Origin of the sequence: Pantoea sp. (genome assembly GCF_028283705.1) — a bacterium.
In the GTDB taxonomy this organism is placed as follows: domain Bacteria; phylum Pseudomonadota; class Gammaproteobacteria; order Enterobacterales; family Enterobacteriaceae; genus Pantoea.
This window is the reverse complement of the sequence record NZ_JAPWKD010000034.1, coordinates 483,786-498,199: the sequence shown is the minus strand read 5'-3', so window position 1 is coordinate 498,199 and position 14,414 is coordinate 483,786. Positions and strand designations below refer to the sequence as shown.

Annotated in this window: 15 protein-coding genes and 3 tRNA genes; 8 read left to right on the top strand and 10 right to left on the bottom strand. The window is 54.1% G+C overall.

What is annotated here, in order from left to right:
• From truC to syd, 3 genes are all read right to left on the bottom strand, one after another.
• Positions 1-780, bottom strand: a complete 780-nt coding sequence (truC, locus tag PW844_RS29050) for a tRNA pseudouridine(65) synthase TruC (RefSeq protein WP_299460270.1) — start codon at positions 778-780, stop codon at positions 1-3.
• Positions 780-1,109 carry a YqcC family protein gene (locus PW844_RS29045; protein ID WP_299460267.1) on the bottom strand — a complete coding sequence of 110 codons (330 nt, stop codon included), beginning with the start codon at positions 1,107-1,109 and terminating at the stop codon, positions 780-782. Before PW844_RS29045 ends, truC begins: the two co-directional genes overlap by 1 nt.
• A 588-nt stretch (positions 1,110-1,697) precedes the next feature.
• A complete protein-coding gene (gene syd / locus PW844_RS29040; protein ID WP_299460264.1) occupies positions 1,698-2,246 on the bottom strand; it encodes a SecY-interacting protein in 549 nt (182 codons plus the stop codon).
• A 62-nt stretch (positions 2,247-2,308) separates the two neighbouring features.
• Here syd and queF point away from each other — a divergent pair, with 62 nt between their 5' ends.
• From queF to xni, 3 genes are all read left to right on the top strand, one after another.
• Positions 2,309-3,154, top strand: coding sequence for an NADPH-dependent 7-cyano-7-deazaguanine reductase QueF (gene queF, locus PW844_RS29035; protein ID WP_299460261.1), 846 nt, complete (start codon positions 2,309-2,311; stop codon positions 3,152-3,154).
• A 186-nt stretch (positions 3,155-3,340) separates the two neighbouring features.
• Positions 3,341-4,705, top strand: coding sequence for a nucleotide 5'-monophosphate nucleosidase PpnN (gene ppnN / locus PW844_RS29030; protein WP_084876493.1), 1,365 nt, complete (start codon positions 3,341-3,343; stop codon positions 4,703-4,705).
• 35 nt (positions 4,706-4,740) lie between these two features.
• Entirely contained in the window at positions 4,741-5,499 is a 759-nt protein-coding gene (gene xni / locus PW844_RS29025; protein WP_299460253.1) for a flap endonuclease Xni, read from the top strand.
• Between the two features lie 150 nt (positions 5,500-5,649).
• Here xni and rlmM read toward each other — a convergent pair whose 3' ends face one another.
• From rlmM to PW844_RS29005, 4 genes are all read right to left on the bottom strand, one after another.
• Positions 5,650-6,750, bottom strand: coding sequence for a 23S rRNA (cytidine(2498)-2'-O)-methyltransferase RlmM (rlmM, locus tag PW844_RS29020; RefSeq protein WP_299460250.1), 1,101 nt, complete (start codon positions 6,748-6,750; stop codon positions 5,650-5,652).
• Entirely contained in the window at positions 6,743-7,138 is a 396-nt protein-coding gene (locus PW844_RS29015; RefSeq protein WP_208716287.1) for a DUF423 domain-containing protein, read from the bottom strand. Before PW844_RS29015 ends, rlmM begins: the two co-directional genes overlap by 8 nt.
• A gap of 50 nt (positions 7,139-7,188) precedes the next feature.
• The gene (locus PW844_RS29010) at positions 7,189-8,106 is read right to left on the bottom strand and encodes a transcriptional regulator GcvA (protein WP_084876498.1); all 918 of its coding nucleotides are present in this window, start codon (positions 8,104-8,106) and stop codon (positions 7,189-7,191) included.
• A 336-nt stretch (positions 8,107-8,442) separates the two neighbouring features.
• On the bottom strand, positions 8,443-8,667 hold the full coding sequence (locus PW844_RS29005) for a YgdI/YgdR family lipoprotein (protein WP_013510266.1): 225 nt from the start codon (positions 8,665-8,667) through the stop codon (positions 8,443-8,445).
• A 211-nt stretch (positions 8,668-8,878) separates the two neighbouring features.
• Between PW844_RS29005 and csdA the strand changes: the two genes are divergently transcribed.
• Entirely contained in the window at positions 8,879-10,084 is a 1,206-nt protein-coding gene (gene csdA / locus PW844_RS29000) for a cysteine desulfurase CsdA (protein ID WP_299460237.1), read from the top strand.
• 4 nt (positions 10,085-10,088) lie between these two features.
• A complete protein-coding gene (csdE, locus tag PW844_RS28995; RefSeq protein ID WP_299460234.1) occupies positions 10,089-10,535 on the top strand; it encodes a cysteine desulfurase sulfur acceptor subunit CsdE in 447 nt (148 codons plus the stop codon).
• Here the strand turns inward: csdE and tcdA are convergent.
• Both tcdA and mltA read right to left on the bottom strand, forming a co-directional pair.
• Positions 10,532-11,338: a tRNA cyclic N6-threonylcarbamoyladenosine(37) synthase TcdA gene (gene tcdA / locus PW844_RS28990; protein WP_299460231.1), complete on the bottom strand. Its 807-nt coding sequence runs from the start codon at positions 11,336-11,338 to the stop codon at positions 10,532-10,534. The genes csdE and tcdA overlap by 4 nt on opposite strands.
• Before the next feature lie 44 nt (positions 11,339-11,382).
• Positions 11,383-12,531 (bottom strand): murein transglycosylase A, encoded by a 1,149-nt coding sequence (mltA, locus tag PW844_RS28985; RefSeq protein ID WP_299460228.1) that lies wholly within the window; start codon positions 12,529-12,531, stop codon positions 11,383-11,385.
• 204 nt (positions 12,532-12,735) lie between these two features.
• On the opposite strand from mltA, the gene PW844_RS28980 reads away from it, so the two are divergent.
• The 3 genes from PW844_RS28980 (at position 12,736) to PW844_RS28970 (ending at position 13,076) form a co-directional block, all read left to right on the top strand.
• A tRNA-Met gene (locus PW844_RS28980) sits at positions 12,736-12,812 on the top strand.
• 55 nt (positions 12,813-12,867) lie between these two features.
• Positions 12,868-12,944, top strand: a tRNA-Met gene (locus PW844_RS28975).
• Positions 12,945-12,999: 55 nt separating this feature from the next.
• Positions 13,000-13,076, top strand: a tRNA-Met gene (locus tag PW844_RS28970).
• 75 nt (positions 13,077-13,151) lie between these two features.
• Here the strand turns inward: PW844_RS28970 and amiC are convergent.
• Entirely contained in the window at positions 13,152-14,396 is a 1,245-nt protein-coding gene (gene amiC, locus PW844_RS28965) for an N-acetylmuramoyl-L-alanine amidase AmiC (RefSeq protein WP_299460225.1), read from the bottom strand.
• Positions 14,397-14,414: the final 18 nt, after the last annotated feature.

Sequence of the window (14,414 nt, the reverse complement as noted above, 5' to 3'; positions counted from 1 at the left end):
TTATTCTGTTGGCTTATCCTGGACTGCCTCGTCGGCAAACTCAACCCTGGGAACATCAGGCATCTGCTCCTGCCAGCCAAACTGTTGTAGCATCTGCTGCCAGACCGTATCCAGCCCGGCGCGGATCACCAGCGGCTCACCCGTTACCGGATGATTGAGGCTCAGTGCGCTGGCATGCAGCATCAGACGATCCATACCAAAATGCGTCGCTGCACCACGGTTCTGACGCAAATCGCCGTGGGTGGTATCGCCAATGATGGGATGACGCAGGTGCGCCATATGGCGACGAAGCTGATGTTTACGTCCGGTGCGCGGTTGCATCTCCACCAGGCTATAGCGCGAGGTGGCGTAACGGCTAATCGCCACCGGCATCTCGACATGCGCAAGTAGCTGATAATCCGTCACGGCCGGCTGCGGACCACGTGGTTCTGTGGCGAATTTATCGGCAATTTTATCCAGTTCTTCCACCAACGGATAATCCAGCGTACCGCTTTCGCTCAGCCAGCCTCGCAACACTGCATGGTAGGTTTTGCGGATTTGGTGCTGCTCAAATTGCTGCGATAGCAACCGGCCCACCTCACTCGACAGCCCCATCAGCAATACGCCGGAGGTGGGACGATCCAGCCGGTGAGCAGTAAAGACATGCTGACCAATCTGGTCGCGCACCGTCTGCATCACCACCACTTTTTCTTTGCGATCGAGCCAGCTGCGGTGCACCAGCCATCCCGCAGGTTTATTGACGGCCACCAGCCACTCATCCTGGTAAATAATTTCCAGCATCAGGCAGAAGGTTCCGCAAATAAGGCGTCGAGCTGGCTTAGCGTCAGCAATAGCATCGGATGGCCCGGTGTAGTGGGAGGGAGCGCCATTTCAAAATAGTGCGCGACAGCAAAGTTTTGCGGCAACGGCGCATCAGCGGCAATTAATGCCTGCATACGGGGGATTAGCACCCATTGCAGCCACTCAAGCGGTGCCAGTGTATCCAGACAGAAGGGTTGCGTGCTGGCAAAAGCTGCCTCATCAGGGCATTGCGTCTGCCAGTGGTCGTGCTCGCGCATCACTGCTTCGACCTGCTGCAGCCGCTGCAAAATAAGTTGTTGCGACGACATGCGCCACCTCCAGAAAAAAATCGGGCGGCAAGCATATCACTTGTCGGGCCATGCTCAAAAAAGCATAAAAAAAGGGAGCACTGTGACTACAGTGCTCCCGGTTCGTTTGCAGCATTCCCGCCACCGCTGTGCTCCCTGCTCATCCATGACAACTTTTCCCGTGCTATCCATCGCTTGTCATCATGACATTGGTCCTTAGCATCCTGGCCCGCCACATCCCGCGTGGCTCTCATTCTCCATCCTGGAGGTGTCCCTTACTCAATCCTGAGTGTCCTGCTTCGTCCTGAAGCCTTCCTTGTGACGCAAACTCCGTTACGTTCCCGCCTTCCTGGCTGATGCTCTCCTGAACATCACTTAATCCATGGCTTCCTGCCAGTGGTGACTATTCTGGCAGAAACTATCGCGTTAACAAGGTACTAAGGGCCGTTACCTCAGCCCGTTATCTTTTTATTTTAGGACAGTTGCCATAAACTCATGATTCACAATATTTTTACAAGCCTGCCGTCCGGAAGTCTTCAGTAAAATTTGCCGATCTCTCACACACCATGTAAGAGATCTCTCACAAAATAGCAGGCCGAAGTCTGCAAATCAGTCGCTAACCGGTTGTAATTCATTAAGAAACATCTGAATTTCAGGGGACAGTATCTGCCGTTTTTTACTGCCAGGATGCTCCAGAATAACTTCACCGGTAAGATTACACAGTGAAATGACATCCTGCTCAGAATCGGTGGTGGCGATAAATAATGTCGGACTTTGCTTCAGGCGACGTTTCATCACCAGATGACCAATTAAATTCTCCTGCAGCCGTGTGAAATCCTCTTCACTCCACACCTGTAACAAGGTAATGGATTGCTGCTGAAAACGCGCAGCCATATCACCCGCAAACTGCGTGGTATAAAAAGCGGTAATCGCTGGCTGAAGTTCGATATCCAGCGCGCACTCAACGGCGGCGAGTGTAGCCGGTGAGGTAAACGGCTGTGGTTGCCACAATACCCGATCATCCAGCGTGGTCTGGATGCAGGGAGAAGGAACACCCAACAATTCGCTGCTCGCAGGTAAATGTCCGGTGTTCTGACGCCATTGCGCACAATAACGGTCGGTAAAATCGCGCAAAGCATCCGCGGTTTGCTGCATCATTCATCTTCTCGCTTCTGATAGGTTACACTTAACCCCTTTGATGGATTTTAGTGGTAACCGTTATGTCTACTGAACAACAGGATCAGGTATTAAGTAGCCTGACCTTGGGTAAACCCACAGCGTATGTCGATCATTACGACAATTCACTGCTGCAGGCGGTGCCGCGCAGTCTGAATCGCGAACCGCTGGGGCTGTTTCCTGATAATCTGCCGTTTCACGGTGCAGATATCTGGACGCTGTACGAACTTTCCTGGCTTAACAGCAAAGGTGTACCGCAGGTGGCGGTGGGTGAAGTGGTCCTCAACGCCGCGAGCCGCAACCTTATCGAGTCAAAGAGTTTTAAACTCTATCTTAACAGTTTTAATCAGACGGTTTTTGCCGACTGGGGTGACGTCCGCCAAACGCTTGAGCGCGATCTCAGCGCCTGTGCCGAAGGTGGGGTGAGCGTAGCATTGTTCCGCATCAGTGAAATCGAAGGTCAGCCCATCGGCCATTTTAACGGTGAGGTCATCGACGAACAGGATATTGAAATCCGCGATTACGCTTTTAATGCTGAACATCTCGCCCAGGCCGCAGGCAACGACATCATCGAAGAAACGCTGGTCAGCCATGTTCTGAAATCGAACTGCCTGATCACCCATCAACCCGACTGGGGTTCCGTGATGATTCACTATAAAGGGCCACGCATCGATCGTGAGGCCTTGCTGCGCTATCTGGTCTCGTTCCGCCAGCACAACGAGTTTCACGAACAGTGTGTCGAGCGTATTTTCAATGATATTCAACGCTTTTGCCAGCCAGAAGCCTTAACCGTCTACGCGCGCTACACACGCCGCGGGGGTCTGGATATCAATCCGTGGCGCAGCAACGTTCCCTTCTCCCCGGGCTATTCCCGTCTGGTACGCCAGTAACAGATTGCGAGACGCCTCGCAGGCCGCAGCACGGATGCGCGGTTCCACTTGAGCATTCACCGCGGACAAGGCTACTCTGTCGAAGGCGCGGGCAATAAAGCATACGCGACCAGGGATAATCGTCACTGTGCCCAGCGAGTCAGGCATAGCGTCATCAGTCACGCACTTGCGTGTAAAGGAGTTCTCTTGATTACTCACATTAGCCCTCTTGGCTCCATGGATCTGCTTTCCCAGTTGGAAGTCGATATGCTGAAGCGCACCGCCAGCAGCGACCTGTACCAGCTGTTTCGCAACTGTTCACTCGCGGTGCTCAATTCTGGTAGTCAGACCGACAGTAGTCATGAACTGCTTTCCCGCTTCGAAAGCTTTGATATCAACGTATTGCGCCGCGAGCGTGGTGTTAAACTCGAACTGATCAACCCACCCGAAGACGCATTTGTCGATGGTCGTATCATCCGCTCATTGCAGGCCAACCTGTTTGCCGTATTACGCGACATCCTGTTTGTAAACGGGCAACTTTCTGCGGCAGAACGTTTCCAGAACCTGGATGCAGACGATTCCGCCCACATCACCAACCTGGTCTTTTCGATCCTGCGCAACGCCCGCGCGCTGCATGTAGGTGAATACCCGAATACCGTGGTGTGCTGGGGTGGTCACTCCATTAACGCGGTGGAATATCAGTATTGCCGTAACGTGGGTACGCAACTGGGTTTGCGTGAGCTGAACATCTGTACCGGCTGTGGACCGGGCGTGATGGAAGCGCCAATGAAAGGTGCCGCCGTCGGCCATGCCCAACAACGCTACCGCGACAGCCGTTTTATTGGACTGACCGAACCGTCCATCATTGCCGCTGAACCACCGAATCCGCTGGTCAATGAACTGATCATCATGCCGGATATCGAAAAACGCCTCGAAGCCTTTGTGCGTATCGCACACGGCATCGTGATTTTCCCGGGTGGTGTCGGTACCGCAGAAGAGTTGTTGTATCTGCTGGGCATTCTGATGAATCCGCAAAACAACGATCAGGTACTGCCTCTGATCCTGACCGGTCCGCAGGAAAGCGCCGATTATTTCCGCGTTCTGGATGATTTTATTGTCAGCACGCTGGGCGAAACCGCGCGTAAACATTACAAAATCATCATTGATGATGCCGCAGAAGTGGCGCGTCTGATGAAAAAAGCCATGCCGCAGGTGAAGGAATATCGTCGTGAAACCGGCGATGCTTACAGCTTTAACTGGTCCATTCGTATCGTGCCGGATCTGCAACTGCCGTTCCTGCCAACCCACGAAAACATGGCTAACCTGAATCTGTATACCAACCAACCCGCAGAAAAACTGGCAGCGGACCTGCGTCGGGCTTTCTCGGGTATTGTCGCCGGTAACGTGAAAGAAGTGGGCATTCGCGAAATCCGGGAAAAAGGACCGTATAAACTTCACGGCGATCCGGACATCATGCATCGTATGGATGAACTGCTACAGGGCTTCGTGGCCCAGCATCGCATGAAGCTGCCGGGCACCGCTTACATCCCCTGCTACGAAATCATCAAATAACTCAGGAAGGCAGCCTGTGGGCTGCCGCTATCATCATGTCTTTACACCTTCTTATTGTTGATGCCCTGAACCTGATCCGTCGTTTGCATGCCGTTCAGGGCTCGCCATGCCGCGATGCCTGCGTGGCTGCGTTACATCAGTTACTGGGCCATACCCAGCCTACCCATGTCGTGGCGGTGTTTGACAGTGCGGAGCGTCAGCCTGGCTGGCGTCATACGTTGCTGCCGGACTATAAAGCCGGTCGCCCGCCGATGCCGGAAGATTTACAGCGGGAAATGCCCGCTATTCAGCAGGCATTTCAGGCGGCGGGCGTCAGTTGCTGGATTGCCGATCAGGATGAGGCCGATGATCTGGCTGCCACACTGGCAGTAAAGATGGCAGATGCTGGACATCAGGCAACCATTGTCTCGACTGACAAAGGTTACTGCCAGCTACTGGCACCTAACATCCGTATCCGTGATTACTTTCAGAAACGCTGGCTGGATGTGCCTTTTATTGAACAGGAATTTGGCGTAGCTCCTGCGCAATTGGTGGATTACTGGGGGTTATGCGGCATCAGCAGCAGCAAAATTCCTGGTGTGGTCGGAATCGGACCAAAGAGCGCACGCGAATTACTGTTGCAGTTTGGCTCGCTGGAAGCGATTTATCAGCAGTGCGATCAGGTACCGTCGAAGTGGCAGGGAAAATTGCAGACGCATCGTGAAATGGCAGAGATTTGCCGCCAGGTAGCCACCCTGAAGTGCGATCTGGTTCTGCAGGGCAATCTGAACACCCTGCGTTACAGCCCTCAATAACTCAGGTTACAGGTGTCGAACCTGTAACCTGAAGCCCTGAGTATTTGCATTAAGCCGTAGCGGCGCGATGTATCGCGCACAAAATTGCGTGATACATCACGCCGCTACAGATTGCACTAACCCTCCCGGCATTAAAAATCCAGGAAAGGATCATCTTTCATCGCGACGCCCACCTGCCGCCGCCCAAATCCGGCGCACATGTACCGTGACTTCTTCACGATCGTGATACAGCTGGCGCGCCTGAATCTGGGCGTTGATGCCCTGTTCCTTCAGGGTGGCATCGATCATCGCCAGATTCTGCGTCACTTCTTCATAGCGCTTTTTCATTGGCAGCTTGAGGTTAAAGATAGCTTCGCGGCACCAGCCGTTCACCAGCCACTCGCTCATCAGGCTGGCAACGCGCACCGGTTTTTCCACCATATCGCACACCAGCCAGCTGATGTTGCTACGCGGCGGTCGGAAGCGGAAGCCATCTTCACGGCAGTGCGTCACCTGTCCGGTATCCATCAGGCTGGGAGCCATGGGGCCGTTATCCACCGCGTAGACCATCATGCTGCGCTGGACCAGCTGATAGGTCCATCCGCCTGGACAAGCCCCCAGGTCCACCGCCCACATGCCGCTGGCCAGACGCTCATCCCATTCGTCTGCCGGGATAAAGACGTGAAACGCCTCTTCCAACTTCAGAGTGGAGCGGCTGGGCGCATCTGACGGGAATTTGAGACGCGGAATACCCATATAGAATGGGGAGTTATTTTGCGGTAATGAATAGCCAACATAGCATGTGCCCGGCGCAATAAAGAACACATGGACCACCGGACGTTTCGGGCTTTCATAATTGAGCAAAATACGATTTTCACGCAGGCTGGCACGCAGCGGTACGGTAAATTTGCGGCAGAATTTGGTCAGCTCTTTCGCTTCATTGGTGTCCGGTACTTCCACCCGCAGCTCACCGCCCTTTTCAACCACGCCCATCAACATCCCGACAATCGGGGAAATACGATCGTCCGGCGGCAGGTCACGCAGCAGTTCACCGACCACCACCATCTGACGGGCGAAAATCAGTTCCGCAAAAGGCAGCTGACTGATCAGTTTTTCCGCATCTTCTTGCTGATAGCACTCGAACAACACGTAACCCGCATCGTCTTTGACGCGCGGGAAACCATAGATTTCGCGCTCCGCAGCCTTAGCACTGATCTCTGCTGCACACTCTTTCTCAAAGCCGGGACGGCAATAGAGTAAAACTTTATTCATGGCGTTCTGCCTTTCGTTTCAGACGCAGTGCGCCAATCAACATCAAAAACCAACCAATCAGGAAGCCAAGGCCACCGACTGGCGTTATAAATACCCAAAACTTCAGGTGCGACAGCGCCAGACAATAGAGGCTGCCGCTGAATAAAACGGTACCGAGCGCCAGTGCAGCGCTGCTCCAGTAAAACCAGATATTGGCACGACGTAACATCGCCGAGGCAAGACCAATAATCGCCAGCGTATGATACGCCTGATACTCAAGGCCGGTATGAATCCACGCCATCTCGGCTGGGCCGAGAGATTTGCTCAGCACATGGGCACCAAAAGCACCAAAAGCCACCAGCGTGAAGCCGCTGATGGCTGCAAAAATAAACATGGCACGACTGGACATCTAACAATCCTCAGAGTGTATACGCACGTCACTGTGCAACAATCAACGCGTTAGTGATCGTAACGAAAACGAAACTTCTCTTGTTCGGTTGCGGCTTTGGCCAGGATCCACTGTCGAAAGGCGGCTATTTTACCCAGTTCTGCCTGGCTGTCATGACAAACCAGATAAAAAGCATTTTTACTGACCAGTACGTCATTAAAAGGACAGACCAGACGACCGGCTTCGATTTCACTTTGCGCCATCACATTATTGGCCAGCGCGACGCCCTGGCCGTGAATAGCTGCCTGTAACACCATGGCGCTGTGGCTGAAAATCGGGCCCTGCTGCACATTAATGTGCTGCAAGCCTAGCTGACGCGTATAAGATTGCCAGTCCCGCCGCGAAGCATCATGCAGCAGCGTAAAGTGCGCTAAATCAGCCGGTGATTTCAATGGATGATCGCCTGTCAGCAGCAATGGCGAGCAAACCGGCAACAAATATTCGGCGTAAAGTTTTTCTACCCGCAACCCTGGCCAGTTACCGCGACCATAGAAAATCGCCACATCCACATCGTCCGCCAGTTTCTCTTCATCACGATCGACGGCCTGAATACGCACATCGATGCCCGGATAAGCTGTATTAAAGCTGGAAAGACGTGGCACCAGCCACTGAATCGCGAAACTTGGTAGCAGGCTCACGGTCAATGCACCTTTGGCGCTACGCGCCTGGAGTTTACGCGTCGCATCGTTCAGCGCGGAGAAAATCTCCTTAATATCCAGATAGTAGCTTTGCCCTTCTTCAGTCAGCAAAAGCGAACGATTCCTCCGGCGAAACAGCTTAAGACCGAGGAAATCTTCCAGAGATTTAATCTGATGACTTACAGCTGCCTGGGTAACAAACAGCTCTTCAGCAGCTTTAGTGAAGCTCAAATGACGTGCCGCCGCATCGAAGACGCGTAAAGCATTGAGCGGGGGAAGGCGTTTTGACATGGTTTTCCGTATCCGGGTCAACAGAGTAATACAGCAACTTATGAGAAGTTGTCAGGTATTAGTTTTATTAATCCGAGACATTATAAATTGTCCGTTGAGGAAGCTCCAGCAAATACCTATAGTTGCCGCACTTCCTGAGCCGGAACGAAAAGATTTCTGGAAACGTGCGTTAATTCGCAGACTTCTGGAGAGCTTTTGGCTTGTGGTCGTGATGTTGTGTTTGCATTTTGATCTGACGATTGCAGATCAAACTTTTAATTCCTGTAGATTTACCCTGTCTGTCCATAGTGATTTTACATAGCACCGCAAATTGCGGTGCTTTTTTTTATCTGTCACTTACTGGCCCATCTCAACCATCTCTTTGACATCTGAGCGGTTAATCTGCTGCTGGTTGCCATTGGCATCTTTATAGCTGATCATACCGGTATCATCGTCAACTTTGGGTTTGCCTGAAGCAACAATGGTGCGACCATCATTGGTATGCATCACGTAATTGCTTGAACAGGCGGCCAGGGTAAAGGCCATGGTACATACGGCCAGCACTGCGGCGAGTTTTTTCATTTTCTATCTCCTTGCAGATTGATTGCATCAAACCACCCGCGGGACGCTGAACAGAGGCAGCTTAAAAAAGTGAAATCGACTGGTTAAGGTCGATTCTAAATGCGGGTTTTGGTTTAAACCTTGCAACAATTAGCATAACGCACTTTTCCAGCTTTGCCAGGTAACAGACCGACTTTCAGTCTGGTCCTAAATTCATCACAACAGGCCGGATATGACTATTTTTACACCTTCCGCTTTTCGCCAGCAGTTTCCAGCGCTGGCCGATGCTGGAGTTTATCTCGACAGTGCCGCCACCGCCCTGAAGCCACAGGCGGTGATTGAGGCCACTCAGCAGTTCTATTCCCTGAGCGCCGGAACCGTACATCGCAGCCAGTTTGCAGCCGCGCGTGCCCTGACAGAGCAATACGAGCAGGCACGAGGTCTCGTCGCCCGCTGGCTAAATGCCGCAGACGATCGCCAGATCATCTGGACGCGCGGCACCACGGAAGCCATCAATCTGGTGGCAAACAGCTGGCTGTCTCCGCGCCTGCAACCCGGCGATGAAATCGTTGTCAGCGAAGCGGAACATCACGCCAATCTGGTGCCTTGGCTGATGGTGGCAGAAGCGAAAGGTGCCAAAGTGGTGAAATGGCCGCTGGGCGCGGATCGTCTGCCCGACATACAGCAGTTGCCCGGATTATTGAATGCACGCACCCGGTTGCTGGCGATTGGTCAGATGTCGAATGTCACGGGTGGCTGCCCGGATCTGGCGCAGGCAATTCGGCTGGCGCATAGCGTGGGTGCCAAAGTGATGGTGGATGGTGCCCAGGGCGTGGTGCATTGCGCACCTGATGTTCAGGCACTGGATATCGATTTTTACGCGTTCTCGGGTCATAAACTCTATGGCCCGATGGGCATCGGCGTGCTGTATGGCAAGGCAGAACTGCTGGAAGCCATGTCACCCTGGCAGGGCGGCGGTAAGATGTTAACACAGGTGGATTTTAACGGTTTCACGCCACAGCCGGTGCCATGGCGCTTTGAGGCTGGCACACCTAACGTCGCAGGGGTGATTGGTCTCAGCGCTGCCCTGCACTGGCTAAGCCAGCACAACGCGGAAAAGATGGAAATGTGGAGCCAGCAGCTGGCGAGCCTGGCGGAAGAACAGTTGAGCGCCCTGCCCGGTTTTCGCAGTTTTCGCTGTGGCAGCAGCAGCCTGCTGGCATTTGATATCGCAGGTATCCACCACAGCGATATCGTCACGCTGCTGGCAGAACACGGCATCGCCTTGCGTGCAGGTCAGCACTGTGCTCAGCCACTGATGGCGGCACTGGGGGTCAGCGGCACACTGCGCGTCTCATTCGCCCCCTATAATAATTTACAGGACGTGGACGCGCTGGTGCGTGCCATGCACAGCGCTGTGGAATTACTGAGTGAGTAACCTGATGAGTACATCCCTGCTCGCCCCGCACCCGTTTGGTGATCTGATTACGGAAACCAGCCTGACGGAGAAATTCACCCATTTTCACCAATGGGAGGATCGCTATCGCCAGCTGATTCAGCTGAGCCGTCAGCTCCCGGCGTTAGCGGAAGAGTTGAAAACACCCGAGATTGAACTGAGTGGTTGCGAGAATCGTGTCTGGCTGAGCAGTCAGCTGCAAAGTAATGGCACGCTGCATTTTTATGGCGACAGTGAAGGACGTATCGTGCGCGGCCTGCTGGCGGTGCTGCTGACCGCCGTAGAAGGAAAAACGCCAGCCGCCCTGCTACAACAGGACCCACTGGCGTTGTTTGATACCCTCGGGCTGCGTGCGCAGCTCAGCGCTTCACGCAGTAGCGGTTTGCAGGCGCTGGCCGACGCCGTACAACGTGCCGCACGCCACTACGCTTAATCCCCCTGGCGTGCCGCGCGGGCGAGAAACTTTTTCAGCGCGTGCGAAACCGCGATAAAACCAAAGGTGGCGGTCACCATGGTGGCCGCACCAAATCCCGCCGCGCAATCCATGCGTTTCGGGCCTTCGGCCGTGCTACGTGAGGCACAGACACTGCCGTCCGGTTGCGGATAAACCAGCGCTTCGGTGGAAAACACGCAATCGATGCCCAGCTTACCTTTGCTGTTTTTCTTCACACCGAAATCGCTTTTCAGTCGCTCACGCAATTTCGCCGCCAGCGGATCCTGAATCGTCTTCGCCAGATCGCTGACCTGGATCTGTGTCGGATCGATCTGCCCACCAGCCCCACCGGTGGTAATCAGCGGGATCTTGTTGCGGCGACACCAGGCAATCAGCGCCGCTTTTGGCCGCACGCTGTCGATGGCATCAATCACATAATCAAAGCCGACGGGCAGCAGTTCGGCGGTATTTTCCGGGGTAATGAAATCATCGATGCAGATCACCTCGCATTCCGGGTTGATCGCGCGGATACGATCCGCCATCACCTCGGTTTTAGCCTGGCCTACTTTGCCCTGCAACGCGTGGATCTGCCGATTGGTGTTGGTAATACAGACATCATCCATATCGATCAGGGTGATTTTGCCGATCCCGGTGCGCGCCAGCGCTTCTGCCGCCCAGGAACCCACGCCGCCAATACCAATCACACAAAAATGGGCATCAGCAAAACGCTGTAACGCGTCCTGCCCATACAAACGCGCCGTGCCGCCAAAGCGTTGCCGCCAGGCGTCGCTAACCACTGTCATAACCAACCTTTTGTTCATGCGGACCAGCCAGCCCGCAGAGAAAATTAATTCGAACCTAACAACATCGAACCATTATTACCGCTTTGCGTGTTACTGAACAGCGGCTGGCCTGCCCCCGGTGCCGATTTTAGCACCCAGACACGGCCATAATGGTTATAGAAACCGGCCAGATGGGCGGCATCCGGACCCACGCCCTGATAGATGTCGAAATGCTGGCCCTTGATCGCGCCGCCGACATCCAGCGCCACCATCAGACGCATTTCATATTTACCGTTGAACTTGCCCTTCTCATTTAACTGCGGCACTTCCGCAAGCAGCGCCGTCCCGGCGGGGATTAGTGAACGGTCCGATGCGACGGAGGCTTTGGCAATCAGCGGCACGGCGCTGGCACCACGCACCGGTACATACTCTTCCGGTTTGAAGAACACGAAGGATTGGTTGGTTTCCAGCAACGCACGTACTTCTTCTGGCGAATGGTCCTGCGCCCACTGACGAATGGCCTGCATCGACATATCTTCGCGCTTCACTTCACCACGATCGATCAGTTCTTTACCGATGCTGTGGTAAGCCCAGCCGTTTTTACCGCCGTAGCCGAAGAAACGCAGTGGCCGGCCATCCCCGAAATCAACATAGCCGCTGCCCTGCACATCCATCATAAAGTTGTCGATGAGCGAATTGCTCCAGGCAATCACGTAGCGATCATCAAGACCACCACTATAGATAGAAGCGCGGCTTGGTAATTTTTGCCCGCTTCTGCGGGGTGGCATACGGTAAATCGGGTACTGGAATTCGCCCTGACGGGTGTAACGCGCCTCCACAACCGGCGTGTAGTAGCCGGTGAACTGCACGTTACCGTAGTTATCGGTGCCTTCCATCTGATAGGCGTTCAGACCGAACTGACGTAGCTGGCGGGTATCGCCGCCCGACATCAGCCAGTTCTCAATCGCGCTATAGGTACCGGTGTTGCGACCATACAACCCGCTAGACGCAGACTGGATCTGACGAACCTGATCGCCAAAGTCTCTGCCGTTAACCGGACGCCCTTTGGCATTAGGCTGATTCACCAGCGCCAACGGCTCATCCAGCTTACCATCAATATATTGCTGACCACGGTCCGTAGGTTTGGAGCTACAACCCGCCAGCAGCGCGAGAAATGCGCCAGTAAGTGCCAGCTTTACACGATTTGCTTTCATGACCTTCTCTTTTTATCGGTTGTTTGCACCGCGACGATAGCAAAGGGGCAGCCAGAATGAAATCGGCCACCGGGTATCGCGTCCACAGCTGTATAGTTAATAACCTAACGGCGAATTTATTCACCAACTAACTGGAAATTTTGTGCTTTCTGTCAAAAAGGGGTTGCATCACAGCGCACCCGGAGTATAGTGCGCATCCACGGACGCGGGGTGGAGCAGCCTGGTAGCTCGTCGGGCTCATAACCCGAAGGTCGTCGGTTCAAATCCGGCCCCCGCAACCAACTCTTCTTAGTCATGAAGAGAGAAAATGTAAAAAGTCACACAGCGACAAACGGACGCGGGGTGGAGCAGCCTGGTAGCTCGTCGGGCTCATAACCCGAAGGTCGTCGGTTCAAATCCGGCCCCCGCAACCAACTCTTCTTAATCATGAAGAGAGAAAATGTGAAAAGTCGCACAGCGACAGACGGACGCGGGGTGGAGCAGCCTGGTAGCTCGTCGGGCTCATAACCCGAAGGTCGTCGGTTCAAATCCGGCCCCCGCAACCAATACAACCAGACACCTTAACGGGTGTTTTTTTGTTTCTGGCGTCCGGTAAATTGTGGCTTCCCTGCCACAATCCTTTAGCGATGCGCCAGCACCGCCCCTTTCTCAAAATACGCTTTGATGCCATGCAGAATGGCTTCCGCCACCTGATGCTGATAACGCGCGGTACGCAGTTTCCTTTCCTCTTCCACATTACTGATAAACGCGGTTTCCACCAGAATTGACGGGATATCCGGCGCTTTCAACACCGCAAATCCGGCCTGATCCACCGTGCGTTTATGCAGATGATTGATGTGCCCCATACGCGATAACACTTCTTTGCCGAACTTCAGGCTGTCATGGATGGTCTGACGCTGCACCATATCGAACATGGTGTGGTCGAGGTAGCGATCGCCGCTCATGCTAACGCCGCCAATCAGATCCGATTCATTCTGGGTTTGCGCCAGAAAACGGGCGGCGGCTGAGGTCGCCCCGCTGGTCGAAAGCGCAAACACGGACGAACCCCGTGCCGCCCGGCTGGTAAAGGCATCGGCATGGATCGACACAAACAGATCGGCACGCTGCTTACGCGCTTTTGCCACCCGGACCCGCAACGGGATAAACACATCCTCATTGCGCGTCATATAGGCTTTCATATTGGGTTGTTTGTCGATCAACGCCTTCAGATAACGTCCCATCTTCAGCACGATATCTTTTTCCCGCGTTTTGAGTTTGCCATGGGCACCGGGATCTTCCCCGCCATGTCCCGGATCGATCATGATAATAATCGGCCGATCGCGTCCGGCTTTGCCCGGCAGCGGTGCCTGGGCAGGTTGATCGCGTTCCAGATCGCCCTGGTTGTAATCCTGCAGTAACGCCAGTAAGGGATCCTCTTCCGGCTGCTGCTGACTGGGATAGAGGTCCACCACCAGCCGATGTCGTATCCCGGCCACCGGTGCTAAAGTGAAGGTACGCGGTGCCACGCTGCGCTTCAGTTCCAGCACGATGCGTACCGTATTCGGGTCGAACTGACCCACGCGTGCGGTCCGGATATAAGGATCATCAACGCGTACCAGTTTATCTACCCCTTTCAGTACCGGATTGATATGCAGATTGTCGATGTCGATAACCAGACGATCGGGATTGCTGAGGGTGAACTGCTTGTATTGCAGGGGAACGTTCGATTCCAGCGTAACGCGTGAGTAGGTCGATGAAGGCCAGATACGTACTGCCACGATATGCTGGCTGGCCGCCAGACCACTGCGGCTGACACTGAGCAGCCATAACGCACCCGCGCCCTGTAATAATCGTCGTCGTGAAAAAAAGGGATTTACTCCGGACATGACGCTCCAGCTACTGTG